The organism is Stenotrophomonas maltophilia group sp. LNF247 (assembly GCF_054083135.1).
The window spans coordinates 276,902-301,946 of record NZ_JBSRQL010000002.1 but is presented as its reverse complement, the minus strand read 5'-3'; the positions used below and the strand labels follow the sequence as shown (position 1 = coordinate 301,946).

The window sequence follows — 25,045 nt, the reverse complement described above, 5'->3', positions numbered from 1 at the left end:
TGTTGACTGTGTATGGTGCGCCCGGAGAGATTCGAACTCCCGACCGCCTGGTTCGTAGCCAGGTACTCTATCCAACTGAGCTACGGGCGCGCGGTACACAATCAAATTTTACTGCATTTCCAGCGGCGGATGCCGGAAACCTGTCGAGTGGTGCGCCCGGAGAGATTCGAACTCCCGACCGCCTGGTTCGTAGCCAGGTACTCTATCCAACTGAGCTACGGGCGCCCTGCGACAGGAGCGGAATTATGCGGATGTCGGCGCGGACCGTCAACAGTTTTGTGAAAATTTTCATCCAACTGAATGAAAAAGCTGTCAGCCACGGCGTCCGGCGCCTTCAGCCACGCGAAATGATCGGCGCGCGTGCCCAGTTCCTGCGCGGACAGCACGCGCAGCTGCGCGTCCACATTCGGCAGTTTCGCCAGCAGCGTCTGCATCGATCCGGTGGGGGCCAACCAGTCGTGCTCCATCAGCACCGCCTGCGCGCTGCCATGCACGCGCGCCATCTGCGCATCGAGGTCTTCGTCCATGCCGGACGCGGCGTAGTGGTTGTTCAGGCCCACGCGCGCCCAGTCGGCAATCAGGCCGCGCGCCTCGGTGCCGCCGAAGCCAAGGCGACGGCCATGCAGCACGCCCTGGCGCTGCGCGATCCACGGCAGAAAGCGGTAGACCAGCGGCAGCAGCCATCCGCGTGGTGGCGGGAAGCCACGCCAGAACGGTGAGCCGCTGGCGGCCAGCCACAGCCGGTTGAAGTGCTGCGGATGGCGTCCGGCATGCACGCAGGCCAGCTGCCCGCCAAGGCTGTGGCCGCCGATGATCCAGGGCAGGGTGCCAGCCTCTTCATCCGCTGCAGCCAGAACGGCCTGGCTGCCTGGCAGATCCTGTTCGAGTACCTCGCGATAGCCCCAGTCCAGCGCGCGCGATGGGCGCAGCGAACTGCTGCCGTTGCCGCGCCACTCGTGCAGGTACACCGCCACGCCCTTCGCAGCCAGCGCCTGCGCCAACGGCAGGTAATGGCGCGCGGCCACGCCCAGCGCGGGCAGCCACAGCAGGCGCGCAATGGGGTGCGCGGGCACGCAGGCAATCACTTCGTAGCGATGGCCGTCGTCGCACTGTACGGCGAGGATGCGCGGCGCCAGGTTCATGCGTGTGGTGCCGCGCCGAAGTGATCGAGCACCCGCACCTCGCTGCGACCAGGGGCATGGCTCCGCTGCAGGCTGCGTGCGACGTAATCGATGCCGGCTTCGCAGGCGTTGGCCAGGCTCAGGCCATTGCACAGCTGCGCGGCGATGGCCGCAGCCAGCGTGCAGCCGGTGCCATGTGCATCCAGTAGCAGGCGGGCGTGGATGAATTCTTCGTTGCTGACGCCGTCGAAGTAGCGGTCGATTACGCGGTTGCCTTCCTGCAGGTGGCCACCTTTCAGCAGTACGGCGCCGGCACCGAGATCGAGCAGGGCTGACGCCGCGCGCTCAGCGTCATCGCCATTGCTGATCTTCCGTCCGACCAGCAGTTCTGCTTCCGGTGTGTTGGGGGTGATCAGCGTGGCCAGCGGGATCAGGCGCTCACGCATGGCCTGCAATGCGCTGTCTTCCAGCAGGCGCGCCCCACTGGTGGCGACCATCACCGGGTCCAGCACCACGTGCGGCGGACGATGCTTCTCCAGTGCGTCAGCAACGGCGTTGATCACGCCGGCGTTGGCCAGCATGCCCAGCTTTACCGCGTGAATGTCGAAATCGTCGAAACAGGCTTCCAGCTGCGCGCGCAGGAAGTCGATCGGCGGCACATGCACGGCGATGACGCCACGCGTGTTCTGTGCGGTCAGTGCGGTGATTGCGGAGAGGCCGTGCACGCGATGCGCGGCGAAGGTTTTCAGGTCGGCCTGGATGCCCGCCCCTCCACCGGAGTCGGAGCCGGCGATGGTGAGGGCGGAAACGGGGGTGGTCGGGCTCATCCAGCGATTGTGCCGTGGTCCCGCAGGGGAAGGTAGACCCACGCCATGCGTGGATGCGCTTCACCTCAATGCCGCCAGCGCGCCCACTGCTGGTACAGCACATAGCCCAGCCCGGTCAGGCCGGTCAGCAGGGCAGGGGCGAGCAGGGCGTCATATTGCCAACGCATGAACAGCCAGGCGCCGAGGATGCCGCCGGCCAGGAAGCCGCTGATGATGAGGCCGCTGAGGGTCAGGCGTCGTACCTGCAGCGGCAATCCGCGCAGCAGGTGGCCCAGGCCGATGCCGAGGTCGGTGAACATGCCGCTGAGATGGGTGGTGCGTACCACCGCGCCGCTGAAGGTGGTGGCCATCGCGTTCTGCAGGCCGCAGGCCATGGCGGCGGCCAGTGCGCCCCAGATCTGGTGGCGTTCGAACAGCGGAATGGCCACCAGCAGCAGCGCGGACTCCAAGGCCAGCGCCACGCCGTAGCGTCGGCCCAGTTGCAGGGTACTGTCCTGGATCAACAGGCCGCTGAGCATCGCACCCAGTGAGAACGCGATCAGCAGCCCCCACAGATGGCCGACCGCGCGCCAGTCGCCCTGCGCCAGCGCCATGCCCAGCTGGCTGGTGCTGCCGGTCATGTGGCTGACCGCCTGATGCTCGAAGCCGAGGAAGCCGACCACGTTGACCATGCCGGCCACGCACGAGAGCGCGACCGCACCAATCCAGACCCAGGTGGGCAGGCGTATTCCCATCGGCAAGGCCCCTCAGGGCCCGCCGAAGCCGCCGTTGAACTGCAGCTCGCTGAAGGCATTGCTGGAGGGGTCGAACACCGCGCCCCAGAACTGCGTGCCGCCGTCGCAGACGCGGATCGCTTCCCGTGCCGGATTGATGCCGCTGCCATCGGGCAGATGGAAGGCGTTGACGTAGATCAGCCGCTTGCCGGCGCTTTCGATGCCGACGTACTGGCGGTCGAAGTCCAGCACCTTCGGGACCTGTGCCTGCAGCGACGAGAGCTGTGCTTCCAGTTGGTCGATCTGCTGCCGGCTGGGTGCCCAATAGCCGCTGACCCGGCCCGCCTCGCGGCCTGGACTGGGCCGCGAGCAGGTGTCGAGCACCTGCGCGGCGATGATCGGGCGGGTGACCACCCAGGATTGTCCGGTACGTTCGGCGGTCGGCACGCTGGCCGGGCCGCGCGTGGTGGTGCAGGCGCCGAGCGCGGCTGCGAGGGCGATCGCAGCCGTGGGCAGCAGCAGGCGGGTGCAGCGGTTCACAACACCTCCGAAGCGTAATCGGCCAGGCGCGAGCGTTCGCCACGGCGCAGGGTGATGTGCGCACTATGCGGCCAGTTCTTGAAGCGATCCACCGCGTAGGTCAGGCCCGAGGTGGTTTCGGTCAGGTACGGGGTGTCGATCTGCTCGACGTTGCCCAGGCAGACGATCTTGGTGCCGGGGCCAGCACGGGTGATCAGCGTCTTCATCTGCTTGGGGGTGAGGTTCTGCGCCTCGTCCAGGATCAGGTAGCGTGACAGGAACGTGCGGCCGCGCATGAAGTTCATCGAGCGGATCTTGATGCGGCTGGCGAGCAGGTCGTTGGTGGCCTGGCGGCCCCAGGTGCCGCCTTCCTGGTTGTGCGTGAGCACTTCCAGGTTGTCGGTCAGCGCGCCCATCCACGGCGTCATCTTCTCTTCCTCGGTGCCCGGCAGGAAACCGATGTCCTCGCCAACGCTGACCGTGGCGCGGGTCATGATGATCTCGCGGTAGCGCTGCTGGTCCATCGTCTGCGCCAGGCCGGCGGCGAGTGCCAGCAGGGTCTTGCCGGTACCGGCGGTACCCAGCAGGGTGACGAAGTCGATCTCCGGGTCCATCAGTGCGTTGAGGGCGAAATTCTGCTCGCGGTTGCGTGCGCTGATGCCCCACACGGCATGGCTGCCGTGGCGGAAATCATCGACCAGCGACAGCACTACCTTGCCGTCGCCGACCACGCGGCTGACGCGCAGTTCGACTTCGTCTTCGCCGGGCAGGTAGACGTACTGGTTCGGGTACCACTCCTCGCCATCCTGCGCCTGGATCTCGTAATGGCTGCGGCCCTTGTCGCTCCAGCTGCGCAGATCCTCGCCGTGGCGCTTCCAGAAGTCTTCGGGCAGCTCGGTGGCACCGGTGTAGAGCAGGCTGAAATCGTCCAGTGCGCGGTCGTTCTCGTAGTCCTCGGACACGATGCCGGCGATGGCGGCCTTGATCCGCAGGTTGATGTCCTTGGAAACGAACACCACCGGCAGGTCCGGCGTTTCTTCCTTGAGGGCCAGGATCGCGCCGAGGATGGCATTGTCCGGAATGACCTTGCCAAAGCTCTTGCCCGCGTCGAAATGGCTGGTCTGGAAGCGCAGCTTGCCGGCGCTCTGCTTGCCCCGCAGCTGCAGGCCATTGGGACGCTGCAGTGGAATGCCGTCGGCCAGGTTGTCCAGGCCGGATTCCTGCACCAGCTCGTTGAGGAAACGGCTCACCTGGCGAGCGTTGCGGCTGGCTTCGGAGGTGCCCTTCTTGCCGTTGTCCAGCTCCTCGATCACCTGCATGGGCAGGTAGATGTCGTGCTCCTCGAATTTGAACAGCGCGGTGGGATCGTGCATCAGCACGTTGGTATCCAGCACGTAGATGCGCTTGCCTCGGGTCATCGTCGATTCCTGGTTACGGGCAGGGAAAAACCACCACGGCCTGCAGCGGGGCAGGGTGATGGCAGACACGGTAGGCAGTGGGACTCACTTGGACTGGGAGGCCTTCAGTTCGGCGAGAACGGCATCGGCATGGCCGGCAACCTTGACCTTGCGCCAGGACTGCACGATGCGGCTGTCGGGGGAAATCAGGAAGGTGCTGCGTTCGATGCCACGTACCTGCTTGCCGTACATGTTCTTCATCTTGATCACGTCGAAGGCGCTGCACAGCGCTTCGTCGCCATCGCTGACCAGCGGGAAGTTGAAGCCCTGTTTGGCGCAGAAGTTGTCGTGCGACTTCACCGAATCGCGCGAGACGCCCAGTACCACCGCGCCCGCCTTCCTGAACTTCGGCAGCAGGGCGTTGAAGTCGATGCCTTCGGTGGTGCAGCCCGGCGTGCTGTCCTTGGGATAGAAGTACAGCACCAGCCATTGGCCGGCATAGTCGCCGAGGGTGGCGTGGTCGCCGCCGGACAGGGCCAGCGGCAGGGAGAGGGTAGTGCTGTCCAGGGTGTCGCCGTTGTTCATGAGGTCCTTCTGTCGAGCCTGGGTTCTTGCCATTACAGCTACATGAAACGCCACGCGCGCGTGAGAGACGCGCGAAGAATCAGAACTTCATGGGATCCATGATCGCGTCCAGGTTCAGGTGGTCGCAGAACTCAAGGAAATCGTCGCGCAGCGCGGCAATATGCATGTTGGCCGGCACGCCGATGGTGACCTGTGCGCTGAACATTTCCGCACCGGTCTGCATGGCGCGGTAGCGCGTGCTCTGCAGGTTCTCGATGGTGATGCCCTGGCGGTCGAAGAAATCGGCCAGCTGGAACAGGATGCCCGGCTTGTCGGCGGCGATCACCTCGACGATGTAGGGCAGCAGGTTGGACTGCGCCTGCTTGGCGGCGGTGCGGTACCAGACCAGCTTCAGCCCTTCCTCGCGCTCCAGCCGGGTCAGCATCGCCTCCAGCTTGGCCACCGAGTCCCAGGAGCCGGTGGCCAGGGCGGTGACCGAGACGTCGCGGCCGACCGTGGCCAGCCGTGCGTCCACCAGATTGCAGCCGCTGTCGGCGATGCGGCGGGTGACGGGCAGCAGGGGGGACTCCGGATGCGTCGTGTAGGCGTTGATCAGGAGGTGGTTTTCGCTCGGCGCGGGGCGCGGGGTGGTGTCGGTCAAGGCGATTCCGGGTAATGCATGCGTGAGTCTGAATGCCCGCCAGAGGCGGGGATCCACCGGTGTCCAGCATACTTGCCCGTGCTTTCGCGCCGCAAGTAACATTCAGGTCGCCCCCGGCCTTTCGTGGCGGGCGTTTTCCCTTTCCAGCCAAGAGCAGCACGTCCTTGTCCCTTTCCGGCCTCATCACCGCGCTGGCGACCCCGTTCCGGGCCGACGGCGCCCTCGATCCCGACGGTTGGCAGCGCCTGCTGCACCTGCAACTGGAAGGTGGCGTCCATGGCGTTGTCGTTGCCGGCTCGACCGGCGAAGCGGCAACCCTCACCGATGCCGAGTACGACCTGCTGCTGGCCAGCGCGGTCGAACGCATTGGCGGCCGCATCCCGGTCATGGCCGGCACCGGCCTGTCCGGTACTGCCAAAACCATCGAACAGACCCGTCGTGCGGCCGCGCTTGGCGCCAGCCATGCACTGGTGGTCACCCCGCCTTACGTAAGGCCGACCCAGGCCGGCCTGATTGCCCATTATCGTGCGGTCGCCGACCAGGGCGGGTTGCCGGTCGTGCTGTACAACGTGCCCGGCCGTACCGGTTGCGACATGCAGCCGGAGACCGTGGCCGAACTGGCCAGCCACCCCAACATCGTCGGCATCAAGGAGGCGGTGGGCGACACCGGCCGGGTGCAGGCGCTGCTGGCGCTGCGCAGCCCGAAGTTCGCGGTCCTCAGTGGCGATGACGGCACCGCCGCGCGCTCGATCCGGGCCGGCATCGATGGCCTGATCTCCGTGGGCTCCAACGTGCTTCCGGGTGCCTACCGCCGGATGTGCGAACTGGCCGCCGCGCACGACCATGCAGCCACCGAATCCTGGGACGCGCGCCTGCAGCCGTTCCACGATTTCTGCGGCGTTGAACCGAACCCGATTCCGGTCAAGGCGCTGCTGCGCCGCATCGGTGTCGGCCATGACCTGCGCCTGCCGCTGCTGCCGCTGTCGGCGCCGCACCATGCGGCCGCCGACCACCTTGCCGGCGACATCGCCGCCCTCGAAGCCCTTTCCAGCCACTGACCTTCCGTCTTGGTCTGACCCAGGAGATTCACATGCGTCAATCCGTTTCCACCGTCCGCGTGCTGTCCTATGCCCTGCTTGCTGTGGCGGTCGCTGCCGGCACCACCGGCTGCTTCAAGCGCGGCGTCAAGGGCGACTACGCCCTGGCCCCGGAAATGCGTCCGCTGGAAGTGCCGCCGGACCTGAACCTGCCGGCCACCACCGGCGACAACAAGGTGCCGACCCTTTCCTCGGCGACCAAGCCGGCGGCCCCGGTGGCTGCGGCCCCGGCCGTGGGCAACACGGGTTTCACCATCGCCGGTGGCAAGGATGAGGCCTTCGCCAAGGTCGGCACCGCGCTGGAAGGCGTGGAAGGCGTGACCATCGCCAGCCGCGCGCAGCTGCTGGGCTCGTATGACGTGGCCTACGAAGGCAGCAACTTCCTGGTCCGCGTGGTGGCCGTCGATGCCGGCGCCTACATCTCCGCGGTGGACCCGCGCGGCCTGCCGGCCACGGCCGAAGCGCCGGTAAAGCTGATCGCCGCGCTCAAGGCGAAGCTGGCGCAGTAAGGGCTGGTCGGGTGGATGCGGGCCTTGGTCCGCACCTGCCTTGGGTAGCGCCGGGCCATGCCCGGCGAGCTTGAAGCGCGGCCCAGGATCCGCCGGGCATGGCCCGGCGCTACCGGAAATGGAAAAGGGCGCCCAAGGCGCCCTTTTTCGTTGTCGCAGCAGGCGCTTCTCAGCGTTCCAGCAGCTTCAGCTTGTCCGGCTTGCCATCCCATTCGCCGGCGTCGGCAGGCGGGTCCTTGCGCACGGTCAGCACCGGCCACTCCTTCGCCAGCTCGGCGTTGAGGGCGACGAAGCTCTCCTGGCCGGCAGGAACATCGTCCTCCGGGAAGATCGCGTTGACCGGGCATTCCGGTTCGCACAGGGTGCAGTCGATGCACTCATCCGGATCGATCACCAGGAAGTTCGGGCCTTCGTGGAAGCAATCCACGGGGCACACTTCCACGCAATCGGTGTGTTTGCACTTGATGCAGTTTTCGGTGACGACAAAGGGCATGGGCTGGGGGCGGATCGATTCCTGAACCCGCCAATTCTAGAACAGGTTGGCCCCCAGTGTCGGCGCGGGGCGGAAATCGGGCGCCTGGCAGGCGCGGCCGTGGCGGACATTGGCGGCAGGGCAAGGCCTGTGCGACGGCTGCGGGTCAGCCGGCTGCGTCGGATGGCCGGCCTCCCTTCCCAACAGGTTCATCCATGTCCCAGCGCCAACCCGGCATCGCCTCCCACGGCGGCGAAAACACGGCATTCATCGTCCTCATCAGCTGCGTGGCCACCCTCGGTGGATTCCTGTTCGGCTTCGATAGTGGTGTCATCAATGGCACGGTCGACGGCCTTCGCCAGGCCTTCAACTCCACCGAGGCGGCGCTTGGTTTCGAAGTCGCTTCGATGCTGCTGGGGTGTGCGGTCGGTGCCTTCCTGGCAGGCTGGCTGGGGGATCGCCTGGGCCGCCGAGGCGTGCTGATCGTGTCGGCGCTGATGTTCCTGGTTTCGGCGCTGGGCGCCGGTGCCGCTCACGCTTCCTGGCTGTTCATCGCCGCGCGCGTGCTGGGCGGTTTCGCGGTGGGCGCGGCCAGCGTGATGTCGCCGGCCTACATCGCCGAGGTGGCCTCGGCGCGCTATCGCGGGCGCTTGGCCACGGTGCAGCAGATGGCGATCATCTGCGGCCTGTTCGCCGCCTTCCTCAGCAATTACCTGCTGGCCCGTGCCGCTGGGGCGTCGACCGAGCCGCTATGGCTGGGCCATGAGGCCTGGCGCTGGATGTTCTGGATGCAGGCGCTGCCATCGGGGCTGTTCCTGCTGCTGTTGCTGGTGATTCCCGAAAGCCCGCGCTTCCTGGTCGTGAAGGGGCGCCCGGAGCAGGCGAGGGCGGTGTTGGCGCGGCTGTACGGCGAGGCCGCAGCCACGGCCAAGCAGGCCGAGATCGAGGCGAGCCTGGCCCAGGACCAGCACAAGCCACGCTTCGCCGACCTGCGCGACAAGGTCACCGGCAGGCTGCGCCCGATCCTCTGGGTCGGCATCGGCCTGGCGATGTTCCAGCAGCTGGTCGGCATCAACGTGGTGTTCTACTACGGCGCGGTGCTGTGGCAGGCGGTGGGGTTCTCGGAAAGCGACGCGCTGCTGATCAATGTATTGTCCGGTGCGCTGAGCATCGGTGCCTGCCTGCTGACAGTGCTGCTGATCGACCGCATCGGACGCAAGCCGCTGCTTTGGATCGGCTCGGTCGGCATGTCGGTAGCGCTGGTACTGATGGTGGTCGCGTTCGCCAGTGGCAGTCTCGCCGACGGTCGCCTGCAACTGTCCGACGGCATGGGCCGGCTGGCGCTGGTGGCGGCCAACGTCTATGTGGTGTTCTTCAACATGTCCTGGGGCCCGGTGATGTGGGTGATGCTGGGTGAAATGTTCCCCAACCAGATCCGCGGCCCGGCATTGGCCGTCGCCGGTGCGGCGCAGTGGACGTCGAATTTCGCGATCACCGTGACGTTCCCGATGCTGCTGGCGGGCATCGGCCTGGCCGGGGCCTACGGGATCTATACGGTGGCGGCCATCCTCTCGATCTTCTTCGTGGTCCGCTACGTGCGCGAGACCAAGGGCAAGGAGCTGGAGCAGATGGAAGGCTGACGCTGCCCGGCTTCGGTTGCATTCCGTTGGCGCCTCGGTGTCATCGAGGGCGAAGGCGGGGCAGCCCAATCCGGGACACGCCGTGAACCCATCCATGGGGGCTCGATGGCGCCATCCATGGCGCCAACGGTCCCGGCTTGAGCTGCCCCGCCTTCGCGTCAGGCATTGCGGTTCTGGCGGACGCAGGTCTGCGCGTCGGGATTGAATTGGCTGCGGAGGAGCGAGGCTGTTCGTGCCGCCGTCGCGGGAAACTGTCAGGGTGGCCCACCCCCTCCCACGCAGGAACAGGAAGGCGCTACTGCGACCAGGCCGACCGATGCCGATGCAAACCCCGGAAAACAGAAAAGCCCGCACAAGGCGGGCTTTTTCGGTTCCTGCTGCGGCGACTGGCGCTCCCTAGGGGACTCGAACCCCTGTTTTAGCCTTGAGAGGGCCACGTCCTAACCACTAGACGAAGGGAGCGTAACTGTGTCGCTGCCGAGGCAGGAGCGCTAGTATATGCACCTCGATGCCATTGGGCAATCCCGAAACTTCAACCGGAAGCGCCAACATCATTTCCCCTGCTACATCACCGTTCAGCCTGCGCGTCATCCCGCGCGACCAGCACACGATCTCCCGCAAGGACATCAGCCCGAACGCCCTGCGCGTGCTTTATCGCCTGCGCGATGCCGGCTTCGGCGCCTACCTTGTCGGCGGCGCGGTGCGCGATCTGCTGGTCAATGGCCAACCCAAGGATTTCGACGTGGCCACCGACGCCACGCCCGAACAGGTCAAGCAGCTGTTCCGCAACTGCCGACTGATCGGCCGCCGGTTCCGCCTCGCCCACGTTGTGTTCGGCCGCGAAATCATCGAAGTCGCCACCTTCCGCGCCAACAGCGATGACGGCAGCGGCGACCGCGAGATGGAAAACGGCATGCTCGTGCGCGACAACGTGTACGGGACCATCGAAGACGACGCCATCCGCCGCGACTTCACCTGCAACGCCCTGTACTACGCCATCGAGGACTTCTCGGTGCGCGACTACACCGGTGGCTTCGAGGACGTGCAGGCGCGCCTGATGAAGCTGATCGGCGACCCGGTGCAGCGCTACCAGGAAGACCCGGTACGCATGCTGCGAGCGGTGCGCCTGGCGGCCAAGCTCGGCTTCCAGATCGAGGAGGGTACTGCCGCGCCGATCCCGCACCTGGCCGGCCTGCTCAACGAAGCCGCGCCAGCGCGCCTGTTCGAGGAAGTGCTCAAGCTGTTCCTGTCCGGACACGGCGTGGCCAGCTTCGAAGGCCTTGAGCGTTACGGCCTGCTCGACGTGCTGTTCCCGGAAAGCGCCAAGGCGCTGAAAGCCAACCGCACCGGCGCGCTGCGCCGCATGCTGGTCGAGGGCCTGGCCAATACCGATGCGCGGGTGGCCAACGACGAACCGGTCTCGCCGGCGTTCCTGTTCGCGCTGCTGCTGTGGCCGGCGTTCTGCCGTGCACAGGCGACCCTGCTCAAGCAGGGCGTGGCACCGGAAGAGGCGCAGCGCCGCGCCGCCGACCGCGTCACCGTGCAGCAGTTGAGCACCATCGCGCTGCCGCGCCGCTTCTCGCTGCCGATGCAGGAAATCTGGCTGCTGCAGTCGCGCTTCAGCTCGCGCCAGCGCAAGCGCGTGTTCCGCACCCTGACCCATCCGCGCTTCCGTGCCGCGTTCGATTTCCTCAGCCTGCGCCAGGTGGCGTCGTCCGAGCACGCCGCCGATGTCGAGTTCTGGCGCGAAGCGCAGGCGCAGTCCGGGCGTGAGCTGGAGTCGTCGCTGGATGCGATGCACAGCGAAGAAGGCGATGACGAGAGCGGAGCGCCGCGCAAGCGCCGCCGTCGCCGCCGTCGTCCGGGTGCCCCGGCCGGTGCAGCGGGCGAGTAGGCGATGACCCCTGCCTGGATCGGCCTCGGCGCCAACCTCGGCGACGCGGCCGCCACCGTCGGCGCGGCGATTGCCGCGCTGGACGGCCTGCCCGGGACCCGGCTGCGCCAGGCCTCGCGGCTTTACGCAACGCCGGCCTGGGGCAATGAAGACCAGCTGCCGTTCGTCAATGCGGTGGCCTCGGTCGAAACCATCTTGCCGGCCGATGAGCTGCTGCAGGCCATGCTGGCGCTGGAGCAGCGCTTCGGTCGCGTGCGCGATCCGGCAGTGCACTGGGGCCCGCGCGCGCTGGACCTGGACCTGTTGTTGTACGGCGTGCAGGAGCTCGACCAGCCCGGGCTGAAGGTGCCACACCCGTACATGCACGAACGGGCCTTCGTGTTGGTGCCGCTGGCCGAAATCGCGCCGGATCTGGCCATTCCCGGCCACGGCCGCGTGCGGGACGCAGTGGTGCGGGTGGACGCCTGCGGGATTGCCCCGATAGGGTGATAATGCCCGGGTTATCTCCCCCGGTTATCAGCACATGAGCACCCACGCAGACAGCAAGCCCTGGACCGTTCCCGCCCTGGCCGAGGCCAAGCGCAATGGCCAGAAGCTGGTCATGTTGACCGCCTACGACGCCGGCTTCGCCCGCACTTTCGACGCCAATGGCGTTGACCTGATCCTGATCGGCGATTCGCTGGGCATGGTGGTGCAGGGCCATGATTCGACCCTGCCGGTGACCGTGGCCGACATGGTCTACCACACCCGCGCCGTGGCCCGCGTGCTGCAGCGTGCGCTGCTGGTGGCGGACCTGCCCTTCGGCGCCGATGCCACCCCGGAGCGCGCGCTGGATGCCTCGCTGCAGCTGCTGCAGGCCGGTGCCGAGATGGTCAAGATCGAAGGTGCCGGCTTCAAGGTCGACATCATCCGCTACCTGGTCGAGCGCGAGATTCCGGTCTGCGCGCACCTGGGCCTGACCCCGCAATCGGTGCTGCGCCTGGGCGGCTTCAAGATCCAGGGCCGCGGCGATGCCGCGCGCCAGCTGGTGGAAGATGCCAGGGCCGTGGCCGCTGCCGGCGCCAGCATCATGGTGCTTGAGTGCGTGCCGACCCCGGTTGCCGCCGAGGTGACCGCTGCGGTGGAGGTGCCGACCATCGGCATCGGTGCCGGCCCGCACTGCGATGGCCAGGTGCTGGTGCTGCACGATTTCCTCGGCCTGGACAGCGGTCATCGCCGCCCCAAGTTCGTCAAGGATTTCCTTGCCGAAGGCGGCTCGGTGGCCGGTGCCACCCGTGCCTTTGCCGACGCCGTGCGCGACGGCAGTTTCCCCGACGAACAGCACGCCTACGCCCAATGATCCAGACCTTCAACGAGCTCGGCGCGCTGCGCGGGCAGATCGCCCACTGGAAGCGCGAGGGCCTGCGCGTGGCGCTGGTGCCGACCATGGGCAACCTGCATGGCGGCCATCATTCGCTGGTGACCCTGGCCCGCCAGTACGCCGACAAGGTGGTGGCAAGCATCTTCGTCAACCCGACCCAGTTCGGGCCGAACGAGGATTTCAGCCGCTACCCGCGCACGCCCGAGGCCGATGTGGCTGGGCTGGAACAGGTCGGCTGCGATGCGGTGTGGCTGCCCAGCGTGGAGGCGATGTATCCGCTGGGCGTGGACAAGACCACGCGCATGCACGCGCCGGGTGTCAGTGAAGTGCTTGAAGGTGCCAGTCGCCCGGGTCACTTTGACGGCGTGTGCACGGTGGTAGCGCGCCTGTTCCTGCAGGTGCAGCCGGACGTGGCCGTGTTCGGCCGCAAGGACTACCAGCAGCTGGCTGTCATCAGGCAGATGGTGGCCGAACTGTCGTTCCCGATCCAGATCGTCGGTGCCGAGATCGTGCGTGACGAGGATGGCCTGGCCAAGAGTTCGCGCAACCAGTACCTGAGCGCGGAACAGCGCCCGGTCGCGACCGCCATTCACCGCACCCTGCTGGGCATGCGCGAGGGCTACGTGGCCGGTCACCCGCGCGAACGCATCGAGGCCGATGCCACCGCCGCACTGCAGGCGGCCGGTTTCCAGGTCGACTATGCGGTGCTGCGCACCCCGGAGCTGGCCGAGCCGACGTTCGATGGCGGTGGCCGCGTAGCGCTGATCGCCGCGCGCCTGGGTACGACCCGGCTGATCGACAACCTGGAATTCTGAGTTCCGGCGGCGCCGCGCGATGCATGGGGTCAGATGCCTTTTCCAGGGGAAAGGGTTCTGACCCCCGGTTTCACCGCCTACCTGAACAGGTTGTCGGCCGTGATGCCCCGCGCTGTGCGGGTGCTAGAATCCGCTCTTTCCTTTGCCGTTGCAGCGCCCCCATGCACCTGTCCCTGCTCAAGACCAAGATCCATCGCGCCACCGTCACCCATTCCGAGCTGAACTACGAAGGCTCGATCGCCATCGATGACAACCTGCTGGCTGCCACCGGCATCCGCGAGTTCGAGCAGGTGCACATCTGGGACGTGACCAACGGTGCGCGCTTCTCGACCTATGCCATCCGCGCCGAGGCCGGCAGCGGCGTTGTCTCGCTCAACGGTGGCGCCGCGCGCCACGTGCAGGTCGGTGACATCATCATCATCGCCGCGTTCGCCAGCATGACCGAGCAGGAAGCCGACAGCTTCAAGCCGAAGCTGGTGTACGTTGATGGCAAGAACCAGATCACCCACACCAACGACACGATCCCGACCCAGGCCGCATGACAACGAACAACGGATTCGACTCGCTGCATTCCCACGCCCAGCGCCTGAAGGGCGCAAGCATTCCCAGCCTGCTCGCCGCCGAACCCGGCCGCGTGCAGGATCTGGCGCTGCGGGTCGGTCCGTTGTACGTCAACTTCGCGCGGCAGAAATACGATGCCGCCGCGCTGCAGGCGTTGCTGGCGCTGGCTGCCGAACGTGATGTCGGCGGCGCCATCACGCGCCTGTTCCGTGGCGAGCAGGTCAATCTGACCGAGGGTCGCGCCGCACTGCACACCGCATTGCGCGGCGACGTGGTCGATGCACCGGTTGCCGCTGAGGCCTATGCCACCGCGCGCGAGATCCGCCAGCGCATGGGCGTGCTGGTGCGCGCGCTGGAAGACAGCGGCGTAACCGACGTGGTCAGTGTCGGCATCGGTGGATCCGACCTCGGTCCGCGCCTGGTCGCCGATGCGCTGCGTCCGGTCAGCGGTGCGCGCCTGCGCGTGCATTTCGTGTCGAACGTGGACGGCGCCGCCATGCAGCGCACGCTGGCCACGCTGGATCCGGCGAAGACCGCGGGCATCCTGATTTCCAAGACCTTCGGCACGCAGGAAACCCTGCTCAACGGCCAGATCCTGCACGACTGGCTGGGGGGCAGTGAGCGCCTGTATGCCGTCAGCGCCAATCCGGAACGCGCGGCCAAGGCTTTCGCGATCGCCGCCGATCGCGTGCTGCCGATGTGGGACTGGGTCGGTGGCCGTTATTCGCTGTGGTCGGCCGTGGGTTTCCCGATCGCGCTGGCTATCGGTTTCGAGCGCTTCGAGCAGCTGCTGGAAGGCGCCGCGCAGATGGATGCGCATGCGCTGGATGCACCGCTGGAGCGCAACCTGCCGGTGCTGCACGGCCTGACCGACATCTGGAACCGCAACCTGCTGGGCCATGCCACGCACGCGGTGATGACCTACGACCAGCGCCTGGCGCTGCTGCCGGCCTACCTGCAGCAGCTGGTGATGGAAAGCCTGGGCAAGCGCGTGCAGCGTGACGGACAGCCGGTCACCACCGACACCGTGCCGGTGTGGTGGGGCGGGGCGGGCACCGACGTGCAGCACAGCTTCTTCCAGGCGCTGCACCAGGGCACCAGCATCGTTCCGGCCGACTTCATCGGCTGCGTGCACAGCGACGATCCCTACACGATCAATCATCAGGCCCTGTTGGCCAACCTGCTGGCGCAGACCGAAGCACTGGCCAATGGCCAGAGCAGCGACGACCCGCACCGCGATTACCCCGGGGGCCGCCCGAGCACGCTGATCCTGCTCGACGCACTGACCCCGCAGGCGCTGGGCGCACTGATCGCCATGTACGAACACGCTGTGTACGTGCAGTCGGTGATCTGGAACATCAATGCCTTCGACCAGTTCGGTGTCGAGCTTGGCAAGCAGCTGGCCAGTGGCCTGTTGCCGGCGCTGCAGGGTGAGGGTGTGGCGATTGCCGATCCGATGACCCGCGAGATACTGGCGCAGCTGAAGCGCTGAGCCCGGTCGTGGATGCGCCGGCGACAGGCCGGCCATCCCGTGCCTTCCGTTCCTGCCATTCCGGGGCCCTGCGGCGTTGCCCATGCAGCGTATTCGCGTGCCTGCGGCAGCGCAGCTTGACTACGCATGGCGTGCCAATGCAGTGTGCATGGGCGGCTGTACCTGTCATCCAGTATCGCTCGCAGCATGATGTTGATGCCAGGGACTGGCCGTATCCGAAGGGACGTGGAATCGATTCATGTCCTCAACGCCTCATGTTGTGAATGACAGGAGATTGCGAATGGATCTGAATGACGACGTTGTGTCCGGCTGGCTCAATGGCTCGGACGATGTGGATGGGTGCGCCAACCCTGCGGGTTCGCTGTTCATCTACGGTGCGGCAGCCACCGAAGCGGCCCTCACCGGGGCTTCGGACACCATGATCACCGGTGGCACCAACGAGTGCACCACCACGGTATCGGTGATCAACCACTGCCTGTGTTGCTGATGTAGCCCGTGCCGGCACGCAGAGGCATGCAGCTGCGTGCCGGCGACTGGAACAGACTCTTGAATCTCGCAGGGGGCGTAATGACCGCTTCTCCGGCTGCGGCCGCGTTTGCGCGCATCACCGAACATTTCCTTGCCCAGGCGCGCGCTGCGCTGGCTGCCGGCCTGCATGATCCCGCCATTGCCCTGCAGCCCGGCGAACGTGCGCTGCTGCATTCGCAGGGCGAGGCGGCGCTGCATGAGCATGCCCAGCTCAAGCTCAACCGCGTGCTCCTGCTGGAGCTGCACGCCGCTGCACGCAGCGGTGACATCGGCCCGCTTGACAGTGCTGGTGCGCTGGACGAATTCGTTGCCCTGGCCACGAGCGAGGGCTTCCGCGCGCATCTGCAGCAACGTTATCCGGTACTGCTGCCGCGCCTGACGCGCATGCTCGAAGGACAATGCGCGGCCGTGGTGGAGCTCGCTGCACGCATCGGCAGTGATCGTGTTGCGTTGGCCGAGTTGCTGGGTGCGCCGGCGGGCACGCTGCATGCCGTTGCATTGGGCCGCGGAGACCTGCACGGTGGCGGCCGCACCGTGGCACGGCTGCAGTTCGAAGGCGGCACGGTGATGTACAAGCCGCGCTCATTGCGCATCGATGCCACGCTCGATGGCCTGTTGTCCGCGGTCTTCGGTGATGCCCCTGACCGCGTGCGCGTGCCGAAGGTGATCGATCGTGGCAGCCACGGCTGGGCTGCATTCGCCGCGCATCGCTATTGTTCCGGCGAGGCTGAACTGCGGTGCTATTACCGCGGCCTCGGCCACTGGCTGGCCATCCTGCGCCTGATCGGTGGCACCGACATCCATCTGGAGAATCTGATCGCGGTCGGGCCGGTGCCGGTGGTGGTCGACGCCGAAAGCGTGTTCTGCCGGGTAATCGAAATCGAGCCATCAGGGCTTGGCGATGCGTACGACACCGCCGTCAAGCTGATGCGCAATTCAGTGCTGCGTACCGGAATCGTGCCGTTCCGTACTGCCGGCCTGGGCATGGAGGGCGTGGACCTGTCTGCAGCCGGCGCGCTGCCCGGCGAGCAGCCACGGGTGCAGGTGCCGGTGATCGTCGACGACGGGACGGAACCGGCCCGGTTGGGCATGGTCGAGGCCGAGGTCTCCATTGCGCAGAACCATCCCAGCGCACAGCCCGATGTGTCGTTGTACTGGGACCACATCAGCGAGGGCTTCATCGACGCCAGTGGGCGCCTGCGCGCGCTGGACGCGAACGGCGAACTGATGCCGCTGCTGACGGCCTTCGAAGGCTGCCAGGTGCGGGATGTACGGCGGCCGACAATGGCCTACGCCGAGCTCGGGCGGATGCTCTGGCATCCAGCATCGCTTCACCACGAAGCTCGGGCGGTTGAGCGCGCGATCGACCTGCTGGTGCGGAATGCGGCGGTGTCGCCCGCTGCGCCATCGGACCTGGAAACCGTACGCGGAGAGGTCGATGACCTGCGCCACGGTGACATTCCGATCTTCGCATCGCAGCTGGACGCGGCGCGTATCCACTCCGTCGTCGCCAACTGGCGCGCGATGCGGATCGACCTGGAAGACGTGACGATCCGCAGCACGCTGGTCGCCACCGACCTGAACCAGCATGCACTGGCCCGAGCCGAGGCCCGGTCCGGCTACAGCTATGCAGCACGGCATCCCCGCGCCGACGACCTGGACGCACGCCGTCGCACGCTGGCCACGCGCGCGGTGGAAAGCCTGCTGCGGCTGGCGGTGCACGGCGAAGACGGCTCGATGACCTGGATCACACCTGAAGTGACGCGTACCGGATGGACCGTCCAGCCGGTGCAGCCAGACCTGTACTTCGGGCTGGGCGGCATCGCTTTCGCACTGGCAGCCTATCGCCACGAAGTGGAGCAGGGGCGTGCCGATCCGGTGGCCGGGCTGGATCCGGCCATCGAGGGCGCCCTTGCGGTGTTCCAGACCCTGTGCGAGCGGCACCCCGCCGAAATTGACGGTGGATTCGTCGGAACCGGTTCGCAAATGTGGGCATTGCTGGCATTGCACGACCTGTTGCAGCGACCGGCGCTGCTGGCGCTGGCAGAGCGCTGCGCGGAAGCCGCGGAGCATCGCGGTTTCCAGCAGGCGGCAAAGTTCGAACTGATTGATGGTGTGTCCGGCATGATCCTGCCGTTGCTGGCGCTGGCTGAAGCCACCGGCAACGCACGCTGGCTGGAACTGGCGGCCGCAGCGGGACGCCGCATGCAGGACGCTGCGATTGTCGACGCAGACGGTACGCGCTGGCCGACGCCACAGTTCAGCGAGCCGATCGGTGGTTTTGGCCACGGTGCGATGGGCATGGGCTGGGCGCTGGCACGACTGGCCCGCTCCGAGGCTGGCAGCGTGCCCGAGCGGGCCGCATGGCGGCGGCTGGCCGAAGGAGCATTTGCATTCCAGGCAGCCCTGTTCGAGCCACATACCGGGCACTGGCGGGACATCCACCTGCAGGATGGGCAGAAGAACTTCCCGACCTGGTGCCACGGCAGCGTGGGCATCGGCCTGGCGGCGGCGGACCTGTATGCCCGCACCGGTGATGCCGCGCAATTGCGCGACATGCGTCGCGCCGTGGCCGATGCGCGCGGCAAATGGGGGTTCAGCCACACCCTGTGCCATGGCGATGTGTCCACCCGGGAACTGCTGGTGCTGGCCGCTGCGCTGGATCCGGCAGGGTGTCCCTATCCGCAGGACGAGGCCGCCATCGAGATCATTTCTTCGATCGAGGAGCACCAGGGGATGGTTGGCGGCCTCACCCGCGCGGCCTTTACCCCGGGCCTGATGATCGGCCTGGCGGGTTCGATCTACGGCTTCCTGCGCATGCATCCGGCCTGCGTACTGCCATCGCCGCTGCTGCAGGAGACGATGGCCACGCGGGCCGATGCGTGTGCGGTGCGCTCCAGCGCCGCGCAGGACCGGCCGGCGCTGGCCGAGGCCTGAGCCGGACCGGTCCGTCAGCGATCAACGGCTCGGATCGCGTTCCGGGCTCGGCCGCTTTGCCAGCTTGCGCTGCAGCGAACGCCGGTGCATGCCGAGCAGGCGTGCCGCTGCGGACACGTTGCCGCCGGTCTCGTGCATCGCCTGCTGGATGTGTTCCCACTGCAGGCGGCTGATCGGCGTCATCGCGTCCGGCACTTCCATTTCGCCATCGTCGGCCGGGCCGTCGTCTTCCTCGCCAAGCGCGCGCAGGATCATCGGTACCGTGGCCGGCTTCGGCAGGTAATCGTCGGCCCCCAGCTTGATCGCCTCAACGGCAGTGGCGATGCTGGCGTAGCCGGTCACCAGCAGGATACGCATGTCCGCGCGCAGCGCGCGCAGCGGCTGGATCAGCGCCAGGCCGGAATCACTGCCCAGCTTCAGGTCGATCAGCGCGAACGCCGGCGGATGCTGGCGGGCCAATGCCAGCGCGCTGGCGGCATCCTGCGCGGTCTGCGTTTCCAGTCCCTTGCGGGCCAGGCTGCGCTGCAGGGTGCGCAGGTACAGTTCGTCGTCGTCGACCAGCAGGCCGAGGGTTGAGGCGCTCATGGGGTTTCCTCGCGTGGGACCAGCGGCAGGCGGAAGCCGACGCGGCTGCCGGCGCCTTGGGCCGGGCGCATCCACATCTCGCCGTCGAGGCGTTCGATGGTGGCATGGGACAGGGCCAGGCCAACGCCCATGCCCTCGCTCTTGCTGCTGCCGAACAGCTTGCCTGGCAGCACCGCGGCACGGGCATCGAAGCCGTGGCCGTAGTCGCGGACTTCGCCGATCAGGTCGTCGCCTTCGATGCGCAGGTCCAGGTCTACCCGTGGCCGCCCGGCCTGTTCGCCGGCATCTGCGGCATTGTTGAGCAGGACCATCAGCAGATGGCCCACGCCCGGATCCAGTGGTAACCGCAGCGGCGCATCGTCATTGCGATGCAGGTCGATGGTCGGCCGCACCAGGCGCCACTGTTCCAGTACCTGCTGGGCGCTGGAGTGGCTGCGGCCCGGTGCGTCGGCCGAGGCCGGTGCGGCGAGCGCCAGCACGCGTTCCCGGCACTGCACCAGCAGTTCGCGCAGGGTCTCCATGTCTTCGCGCACTTCGGGCTCTTCGCTGCGCTCGGCGACGTCATCGGCAAGCAGGGTCATGGTCGCCAGCGGCGTGTTCAGTTCATGCGCCACCGAGGCGGCATGGGTGGCCAGGGCGACGATCCCTTCGTTGCGGGCGAAGCGTTCCCTGAGTGCCGACAGTTCCAGTTCGCGCTGTCGCAGCGCCAGCGCCAGGCGGGTGGAGAAGGTCAGCACGACCGCTGCGGAAATGAGGAAGTTGGCGACCACGCCCCAACGGTTGAGGTCCTGCGCGCGGAAATAGCCGTCCGGCAGCGGCTGGCCGAAGATGCCGCTGGCGGCGTAGCCGAGCAGGCAGGCCAGGGCCACTGCCAGTGCCCAGCGCAGGGGCAGGGCGAAGGCGGCCAGCGCGATCAGGATCAGGAACAGTGAACTGAACGGGTTGGCCATGCCGCCGCTCCAGCCCACCATCCAGGTCAGGATGATCACGTCCACCAGGATATGGCCGAATGCGGTCAGCGGGGCGGTGTCGGCCGCTTCCGGGCGAAGCTGGGTGTAGATGTTGAACAAGGTGAGCACGGCCACGCCGGCCCATAGTGGCAGCTGGGGCAACGGCAGGCCCAGCACCCAGCTGGCGACCAGGATGGTGGCGGCCTGGCCGCCTACGGCAAGCCAGCGCAGGCTGCACAGGGTACGGAGGAACGGGGCGTCGGGACCGGTCATTCATGCTCATCGTATGCGTTCACGGGCGCGCGTGCCTGCGACAATCGGCCGCAGCCGTGCCGCCGGCTGAATGCGAGTCACCCCGAATGCGGGAGCGGGCGGTAGAATGCGCCCATGCACGACGCCGTTACCCGCCCTACGCCTCCCTCAGATGCCACCTCCTGGCCCCGCCGCCAGACCCATGCCGTGCAGATCGGCGGGGTCACCGTAGGCGGAGGCAAGCCGGTAGTGGTGCAGTCGATGACCAACACCGACACCTCCGACGTGGCTTCCAGCGTCAAGCAGGTGGCCGAGTTGTGGCGTGCGGGTTCGGAAATGGTGCGGTTGACCGTCAACACCGTGGAAGCGGCTGCGGCGATCCCGCGCATTGTCGACAAGCTGGCGATGATGGGTATCGACGTGCCGCTGATCGGTGACTTCCATTACAACGGCCACCAGCTGCTGACCGCCGAACCGGCGTGTGCCGAAGCGCTGGCAAAGTACCGCATCAACCCCGGCAACGTCGGCTTCGGCAAGAAGAAGGACCTGCAGTTCGCGCAGTTGATCGAGTTTGCGATCCGCTACAACAAGCCGGTGCGCATCGGCGCCAACTGGGGCTCGCTGGACCAGGCCCTGGCGGCGAAGCTGATGGACGAGAACAGCCTGCGCGAACAGCCCTGGGATGCCGGCCGCGTGCTGCGCGAAGCGCTGATCCGCTCGGCCCTGGATTCGGCCGAGCAGGCGGTGGAACTCGGCCTGCCGCGCGACCGCATCGTGCTGTCGGCCAAGGTCAGCGGCGTGCAGGAGCTGATCGCGGTATACCGCGACCTGGCTCAGCGCTCGGATTTCGCCCTGCACCTGGGCCTGACCGAAGCCGGTATCGGCAGCAAGGGCATCGTCGCGTCGGCGGCGGCGCTGGGCGTGCTGCTGCAGGAAGGCATCGGTGACACCATCCGCATCTCGCTGACCCCGGAACCGGGCCAGTCGCGCACGCAGGAAGTGATCGTCGCCCAGGAACTGCTGCAGACCACCGGCCAACGCGCCTTCACGCCGCTGGTCACGGCCTGCCCGGGCTGCGGCCGTACCACCTCGGAGTTCTTCCAGGAGCTGGCCAAGGTGGTGCAGAACCACGTGCGCGAGAAGATGCCGCTGTGGAAGATCCACCACCCGGGGGCGGAGAACATGACCCTGGCGGTGATGGGCTGCATCGTGAACGGGCCGGGCGAGTCGCGCCATGCCAACATCGGCATCTCGCTGCCGGGCACGGGCGAAACACCCGCAGCGCCGGTGTTTGTCGATGGCGAGAAGAAGGTGACCCTGCGCGGCGACAACATCGCCCAGGAGTTCGTCGCCCTGATCGACGATTACGTCGAACACACGTATGTCCGAAGCGCCGGATAAGCCTGCAATCCTCGCTGCACCGGAATCCGCCTCCGGTTTCCGCCACTGGATGGCTCGCAATGCCTGGCGCCTGGTCCTGCTGTTCGGCGGCGTGCTGCTGCCGCTGGCTGGCTTCGTCGCCCTGGCGGACGAGGTGCACGAGTTTGAATCGTTCCATTTCGACGCGCCGCTGCTGTGGCAGATGCATGGCCTGCACTCGCCACTGCTGGACCGCTTCTTCGTGCTCATTTCCAAACTGGGCTATGAGTGGTTCCTGATCCCGGCCGACGTGCTGATCATCGGGGTGCTGCTGGGCTACCGGCGCTGGCGCGAGGCCACCTTCGTGGCGGTCAGCTTCGTCGGCTCGGCGCTGCTGAACATGGGCAGCAAGCACTTCTTCCAGCGCCAGCGCCCCAGCCTGTGGGAATCGATCGCGCCGGAATCGACGTTCAGCTTTCCCAGCGGCCACGCGATGGGCTCGATGACCCTGGCGGTGACCCTGGTACTGCTGGCCTGGAACACCCGCTGGCGCTGGCCGGTGCTGCTGCTGGCACCGGCATTCAGCCTGCTGGTCAGCGTCTCCCGGGTCTATCTGGGGGTGCATTACCCCTCCGATATCCTGGCCGGATGGTGTGCCGCGCTGGTTTGGGTGGTAGGGTGCTATCTGGTCATGTTCAGTCGCCGGCACCCTTGGCGGCATCATGGCACGCGGCCAGCGAAGGCCAGCGAAGCATCATCACAGGGGGATTGACGTGGATGCCCCGCGCGGGACGTCTACGTGATAGATCAGTTGTTTCGTTGCAGCAGGTTCTGCAAGACAGGGGGCAAGCACAACGCGCGGTACTGTGATGCGCAAGGCAGATTGCCGGGGCCGCATTCCGAACGCGCTTGCAGGGTATCGGCACCCTGCCTAGCTTGACCTGCAATGGCCGCATTCGAAGAGGTACGTGAATGACGATTCGAGTCTACCTGGTGGATGACCACGCGCTGGTCCGCACCGGGATGAAGATGATTCTGTCGGGGGAAGCCGACATCGAGGTGGTGGGCGAAGCCGAGACCGGCGAAGACGCGCTGCGTGAAGTCCGCCAGCTGCTGCCGGATGTGGTGCTGTGTGACCTGCACCTGCCGGGTGTGAGCGGCATGGAAGTGACCGAGCGCATCGTGCGCAGCCACCGCAACACCCGCGTAGTGATCGTGTCGGTGCTGGAAGATGGCCCGCTGCCGAAGCGGCTGCTCGAAGCCGGCGCGGCCGGATATATCGGCAAGGGTTGTGATGCGCAGGAACTGCTGCGCGCGGTGCGTGACGTGGCAGGTGGGCGCCGCTACCTGGGCACCAGCATCGCGCAGAATCTGGCACTGTCGACGGTGGAAGGCAACGGTTCGCCGTTCGACAGCCTGTCGCCGCGCGAGCTGGAAGTGGCGTTGCTGCTGACCCAGGGCCTGCGCCAGGAAGATATCGCGCGGCGGCTGAGCCTGAGTGCGAAGACGGTGAACACGCACAAGGCGCGGCTGTTCGAGAAGATGGGGATCCACGACAACATCGCGCTGGCGCGGATGGCCAGCCAGTACGGGTTGGTGGATCCGGCGCGGCCGCTGTAACGGGTTTCGGCCAACGGCTGAGCCCCTTGCGGTGTGCGGCAGGATTCGTGGGGTTGGCCCTGCGGAGGGATTGCGCAGGGGACGCCGTGAATCCATCCCTGGAGGCTCGGTCGCGCCATCCATGGCGCTCACGCCCCTGCGCAATCCCTCCGCAGGGCCAAGGACGGTTTTCGTGCGCCGCCACCGCGGAATGAAGAAGGAAGAGCGGGAGCGGGTCGCGCTCTGGATGCTGGTCCTGTAGAGCTGAGCCATGCTCGGCTGCTTTCCATTCCGCTGGCGTGGAGCCGAGCGTGGGCTCGGCTCTACAGCTGCGTTGGGCTCAGTGGTCGCGAACGCGCTTGATGATCTTCGCGGCGTCGGCGGCGCTGGCGCGCACCTTGTCCCATTCGCCGTTGGCAATCCAGTTGCCCGGCACCATCCACGAACCGCCGATGCAGACCACGTTTTTCTGCTCGAGGTATTCGGCGGCGGTGTTTTCGGTGATGCCGCCGGTCGGGCACAGCTTCAGGTCCGCCACCGGGCCGGCCAGTCCCTTGATCATCGCCAGCCCGCCCACGGCCGTGGCCGGGAACAGCTTGCACACGCGGAAGCCGCGGGCGTAGAGCGACAGCAGCTCGGTCGGCGTGGCCGCACCCGGCACCACCGGCAGCGGCGCAGCAGCCAGTGCATCGGCCAGCGCTGGCGGCGTGCCCGGGGTCACCAGGAAGTCCGCGCCCGCATCGATCGACTGCTGCATCTGCTCCACGGTCAGCACCGTGCCTGCACCCACCACCACATCGGGCAGCTCGCGCTTGAGCATCGCCAACGCTTCCATCGCCACCGGCGTACGCAGCGTCAGCTCGATCGCCGGCAAACCACCGTCCAGCAGCGCCGCACTGACCGCCCGCGCCTGGTCCAGCGTATGAACCGTCACCACCGGCAGGATGCCCGCCGCATGCAACAGCTCCGCCGCCTTCACCTGATGTTGTTCGATACCCATGCTTTTGCCCTTGCCTTTGCTCTTCTTGATTCAGTGGCCGCAGCGCAGATGACGCGCCGGGAATTGTCCAAGGGCAGTGGAGCGCCCTGGCCGGGACCGTGAGCGGCATGGATGCCGCGATCGAGCCCCCATGGATGGGTTTACGGCGTGTCCCGGCCAGGGCGCTCTACTGCCCAGGCCGGGAAGCCTGCCG

25 protein-coding genes and 3 tRNA genes are annotated in these 25,045 nt (G+C 67.0%); 14 read left to right on the top strand and 14 right to left on the bottom strand.

Annotation, left to right across the window (positions count from 1 at the left end):
- Positions 1–13: 13 nt before the first annotated feature.
- The 9 genes from ACTXG9_RS03465 to ACTXG9_RS03425 form a co-directional block, all read right to left on the bottom strand.
- Positions 14–90: transfer RNA gene (locus tag ACTXG9_RS03465), tRNA-Arg, on the bottom strand.
- 58 nt (positions 91–148) lie between these two features.
- Positions 149–225, bottom strand: a tRNA-Arg gene (locus ACTXG9_RS03460).
- Entirely contained in the window at positions 216–1,142 is a 927-nt protein-coding gene (locus ACTXG9_RS03455; protein ID WP_111103711.1) for an alpha/beta hydrolase family protein, read from the bottom strand. Before ACTXG9_RS03455 ends, ACTXG9_RS03460 begins: the two co-directional genes overlap by 10 nt.
- Positions 1,139–1,948, bottom strand: a complete 810-nt coding sequence (gene thiD / locus ACTXG9_RS03450; RefSeq protein WP_456115453.1) for a bifunctional hydroxymethylpyrimidine kinase/phosphomethylpyrimidine kinase — start codon at positions 1,946–1,948, stop codon at positions 1,139–1,141. The genes ACTXG9_RS03455 and thiD overlap by 4 nt, the downstream gene beginning before the upstream one ends.
- A 65-nt stretch (positions 1,949–2,013) precedes the next feature.
- Positions 2,014–2,682 carry a YoaK family protein gene (locus ACTXG9_RS03445; protein ID WP_019661173.1) on the bottom strand — a complete coding sequence of 223 codons (669 nt, stop codon included), beginning with the start codon at positions 2,680–2,682 and terminating at the stop codon, positions 2,014–2,016.
- A 12-nt stretch (positions 2,683–2,694) separates the two neighbouring features.
- On the bottom strand, positions 2,695–3,201 hold the full coding sequence (locus tag ACTXG9_RS03440; protein ID WP_111103707.1) for a hypothetical protein: 507 nt from the start codon (positions 3,199–3,201) through the stop codon (positions 2,695–2,697).
- Complete coding sequence (locus ACTXG9_RS03435) at positions 3,198–4,598, bottom strand: PhoH family protein (RefSeq protein ID WP_019661175.1); 1,401 nt, start codon at positions 4,596–4,598, stop codon at positions 3,198–3,200. The genes ACTXG9_RS03440 and ACTXG9_RS03435 overlap by 4 nt, the downstream gene beginning before the upstream one ends.
- Positions 4,599–4,682: 84 nt before the next feature.
- On the bottom strand, positions 4,683–5,162 hold the full coding sequence (locus ACTXG9_RS03430; RefSeq protein ID WP_019661176.1) for a peroxiredoxin: 480 nt from the start codon (positions 5,160–5,162) through the stop codon (positions 4,683–4,685).
- A 79-nt stretch (positions 5,163–5,241) separates the two neighbouring features.
- The gene (locus ACTXG9_RS03425) at positions 5,242–5,802 is read right to left on the bottom strand and encodes a glycine cleavage system protein R (protein ID WP_019661177.1); all 561 of its coding nucleotides are present in this window, start codon (positions 5,800–5,802) and stop codon (positions 5,242–5,244) included.
- Positions 5,803–5,966: 164 nt separating this feature from the next.
- Here ACTXG9_RS03425 and dapA point away from each other — a divergent pair, with 164 nt between their 5' ends.
- Together dapA and ACTXG9_RS03415 are read left to right on the top strand one after the other, a co-directional pair.
- Entirely contained in the window at positions 5,967–6,860 is an 894-nt protein-coding gene (gene dapA / locus ACTXG9_RS03420) for a 4-hydroxy-tetrahydrodipicolinate synthase (RefSeq protein WP_019661178.1), read from the top strand.
- 32 nt (positions 6,861–6,892) lie between these two features.
- Positions 6,893–7,408 (top strand): hypothetical protein, encoded by a 516-nt coding sequence (locus ACTXG9_RS03415; RefSeq protein WP_019661179.1) that lies wholly within the window; start codon positions 6,893–6,895, stop codon positions 7,406–7,408.
- Positions 7,409–7,577: 169 nt separating this feature from the next.
- Here the strand turns inward: ACTXG9_RS03415 and fdxA are convergent, their stop codons facing one another.
- Positions 7,578–7,901 carry a ferredoxin FdxA gene (gene fdxA / locus ACTXG9_RS03410; RefSeq protein ID WP_004153066.1) on the bottom strand — a complete coding sequence of 108 codons (324 nt, stop codon included), beginning with the start codon at positions 7,899–7,901 and terminating at the stop codon, positions 7,578–7,580.
- A 194-nt stretch (positions 7,902–8,095) separates the two neighbouring features.
- Between fdxA and ACTXG9_RS03405 the strand changes: the two genes are divergently transcribed.
- Positions 8,096–9,520 (top strand): sugar porter family MFS transporter, encoded by a 1,425-nt coding sequence (locus ACTXG9_RS03405; RefSeq protein ID WP_111097708.1) that lies wholly within the window; start codon positions 8,096–8,098, stop codon positions 9,518–9,520.
- Between the two features lie 387 nt (positions 9,521–9,907).
- On the opposite strand, the gene ACTXG9_RS03400 is transcribed toward ACTXG9_RS03405, so the two are convergent.
- A tRNA-Glu gene (locus tag ACTXG9_RS03400) sits at positions 9,908–9,982 on the bottom strand.
- 52 nt (positions 9,983–10,034) lie between these two features.
- On the opposite strand from ACTXG9_RS03400, the gene pcnB reads away from it, so the two are divergent.
- The 8 genes from pcnB (at position 10,035) to ACTXG9_RS03360 (ending at position 19,107) form a co-directional block, all read left to right on the top strand.
- Complete coding sequence (gene pcnB, locus ACTXG9_RS03395; protein WP_111098753.1) at positions 10,035–11,414, top strand: polynucleotide adenylyltransferase PcnB; 1,380 nt, start codon at positions 10,035–10,037, stop codon at positions 11,412–11,414.
- Positions 11,415–11,417: 3 nt separating this feature from the next.
- Positions 11,418–11,903 carry a 2-amino-4-hydroxy-6-hydroxymethyldihydropteridine diphosphokinase gene (gene folK, locus ACTXG9_RS03390; RefSeq protein WP_111103702.1) on the top strand — a complete coding sequence of 162 codons (486 nt, stop codon included), beginning with the start codon at positions 11,418–11,420 and terminating at the stop codon, positions 11,901–11,903.
- Positions 11,904–11,937: 34 nt separating this feature from the next.
- Positions 11,938–12,753 (top strand): 3-methyl-2-oxobutanoate hydroxymethyltransferase, encoded by an 816-nt coding sequence (gene panB, locus ACTXG9_RS03385; RefSeq protein ID WP_111103699.1) that lies wholly within the window; start codon positions 11,938–11,940, stop codon positions 12,751–12,753.
- Positions 12,750–13,589 carry a pantoate--beta-alanine ligase gene (gene panC, locus ACTXG9_RS03380; RefSeq protein ID WP_111103697.1) on the top strand — a complete coding sequence of 280 codons (840 nt, stop codon included), beginning with the start codon at positions 12,750–12,752 and terminating at the stop codon, positions 13,587–13,589. The genes panB and panC overlap by 4 nt, the downstream gene beginning before the upstream one ends.
- A 161-nt stretch (positions 13,590–13,750) precedes the next feature.
- Positions 13,751–14,131: an aspartate 1-decarboxylase gene (panD, locus tag ACTXG9_RS03375; protein ID WP_005409061.1), complete on the top strand. Its 381-nt coding sequence runs from the start codon at positions 13,751–13,753 to the stop codon at positions 14,129–14,131.
- A complete protein-coding gene (gene pgi / locus ACTXG9_RS03370; RefSeq protein ID WP_021202012.1) occupies positions 14,128–15,642 on the top strand; it encodes a glucose-6-phosphate isomerase in 1,515 nt (504 codons plus the stop codon). The genes panD and pgi overlap by 4 nt, the downstream gene beginning before the upstream one ends.
- A gap of 280 nt (positions 15,643–15,922) precedes the next feature.
- The gene (locus ACTXG9_RS03365) at positions 15,923–16,129 is read left to right on the top strand and encodes a DUF6229 family protein (protein ID WP_010484314.1); all 207 of its coding nucleotides are present in this window, start codon (positions 15,923–15,925) and stop codon (positions 16,127–16,129) included.
- A gap of 80 nt (positions 16,130–16,209) precedes the next feature.
- The gene (locus tag ACTXG9_RS03360) at positions 16,210–19,107 is read left to right on the top strand and encodes a type 2 lanthipeptide synthetase LanM family protein (protein ID WP_456115850.1); all 2,898 of its coding nucleotides are present in this window, start codon (positions 16,210–16,212) and stop codon (positions 19,105–19,107) included.
- Positions 19,108–19,128: 21 nt separating this feature from the next.
- Here ACTXG9_RS03360 and ACTXG9_RS03355 read toward each other — a convergent pair whose 3' ends face one another.
- Positions 19,129–19,692, bottom strand: coding sequence for a response regulator transcription factor (locus tag ACTXG9_RS03355; RefSeq protein ID WP_005409063.1), 564 nt, complete (start codon positions 19,690–19,692; stop codon positions 19,129–19,131).
- Positions 19,689–20,915: an ATP-binding protein gene (locus ACTXG9_RS03350; protein WP_019661188.1), complete on the bottom strand. Its 1,227-nt coding sequence runs from the start codon at positions 20,913–20,915 to the stop codon at positions 19,689–19,691. Before ACTXG9_RS03350 ends, ACTXG9_RS03355 begins: the two co-directional genes overlap by 4 nt.
- A gap of 114 nt (positions 20,916–21,029) precedes the next feature.
- Between ACTXG9_RS03350 and ispG the strand changes: the two genes are divergently transcribed.
- The 3 genes from ispG (at position 21,030) to ACTXG9_RS03335 (ending at position 23,873) form a co-directional block, all read left to right on the top strand.
- Positions 21,030–22,295, top strand: a complete 1,266-nt coding sequence (ispG, locus tag ACTXG9_RS03345) for a flavodoxin-dependent (E)-4-hydroxy-3-methylbut-2-enyl-diphosphate synthase (RefSeq protein ID WP_019661189.1) — start codon at positions 21,030–21,032, stop codon at positions 22,293–22,295.
- Positions 22,276–23,025, top strand: coding sequence for a phosphatase PAP2 family protein (locus ACTXG9_RS03340; protein ID WP_058980273.1), 750 nt, complete (start codon positions 22,276–22,278; stop codon positions 23,023–23,025). The genes ispG and ACTXG9_RS03340 overlap by 20 nt, the downstream gene beginning before the upstream one ends.
- A 200-nt stretch (positions 23,026–23,225) precedes the next feature.
- Positions 23,226–23,873, top strand: a complete 648-nt coding sequence (locus tag ACTXG9_RS03335) for a response regulator (RefSeq protein ID WP_021202017.1) — start codon at positions 23,226–23,228, stop codon at positions 23,871–23,873.
- 319 nt (positions 23,874–24,192) lie between these two features.
- Here ACTXG9_RS03335 and eda read toward each other — a convergent pair whose 3' ends face one another.
- A complete protein-coding gene (gene eda / locus ACTXG9_RS03330; protein WP_019661193.1) occupies positions 24,193–24,852 on the bottom strand; it encodes a bifunctional 4-hydroxy-2-oxoglutarate aldolase/2-dehydro-3-deoxy-phosphogluconate aldolase in 660 nt (219 codons plus the stop codon).
- Between the last annotated feature and the right edge of the window lie 193 nt (positions 24,853–25,045).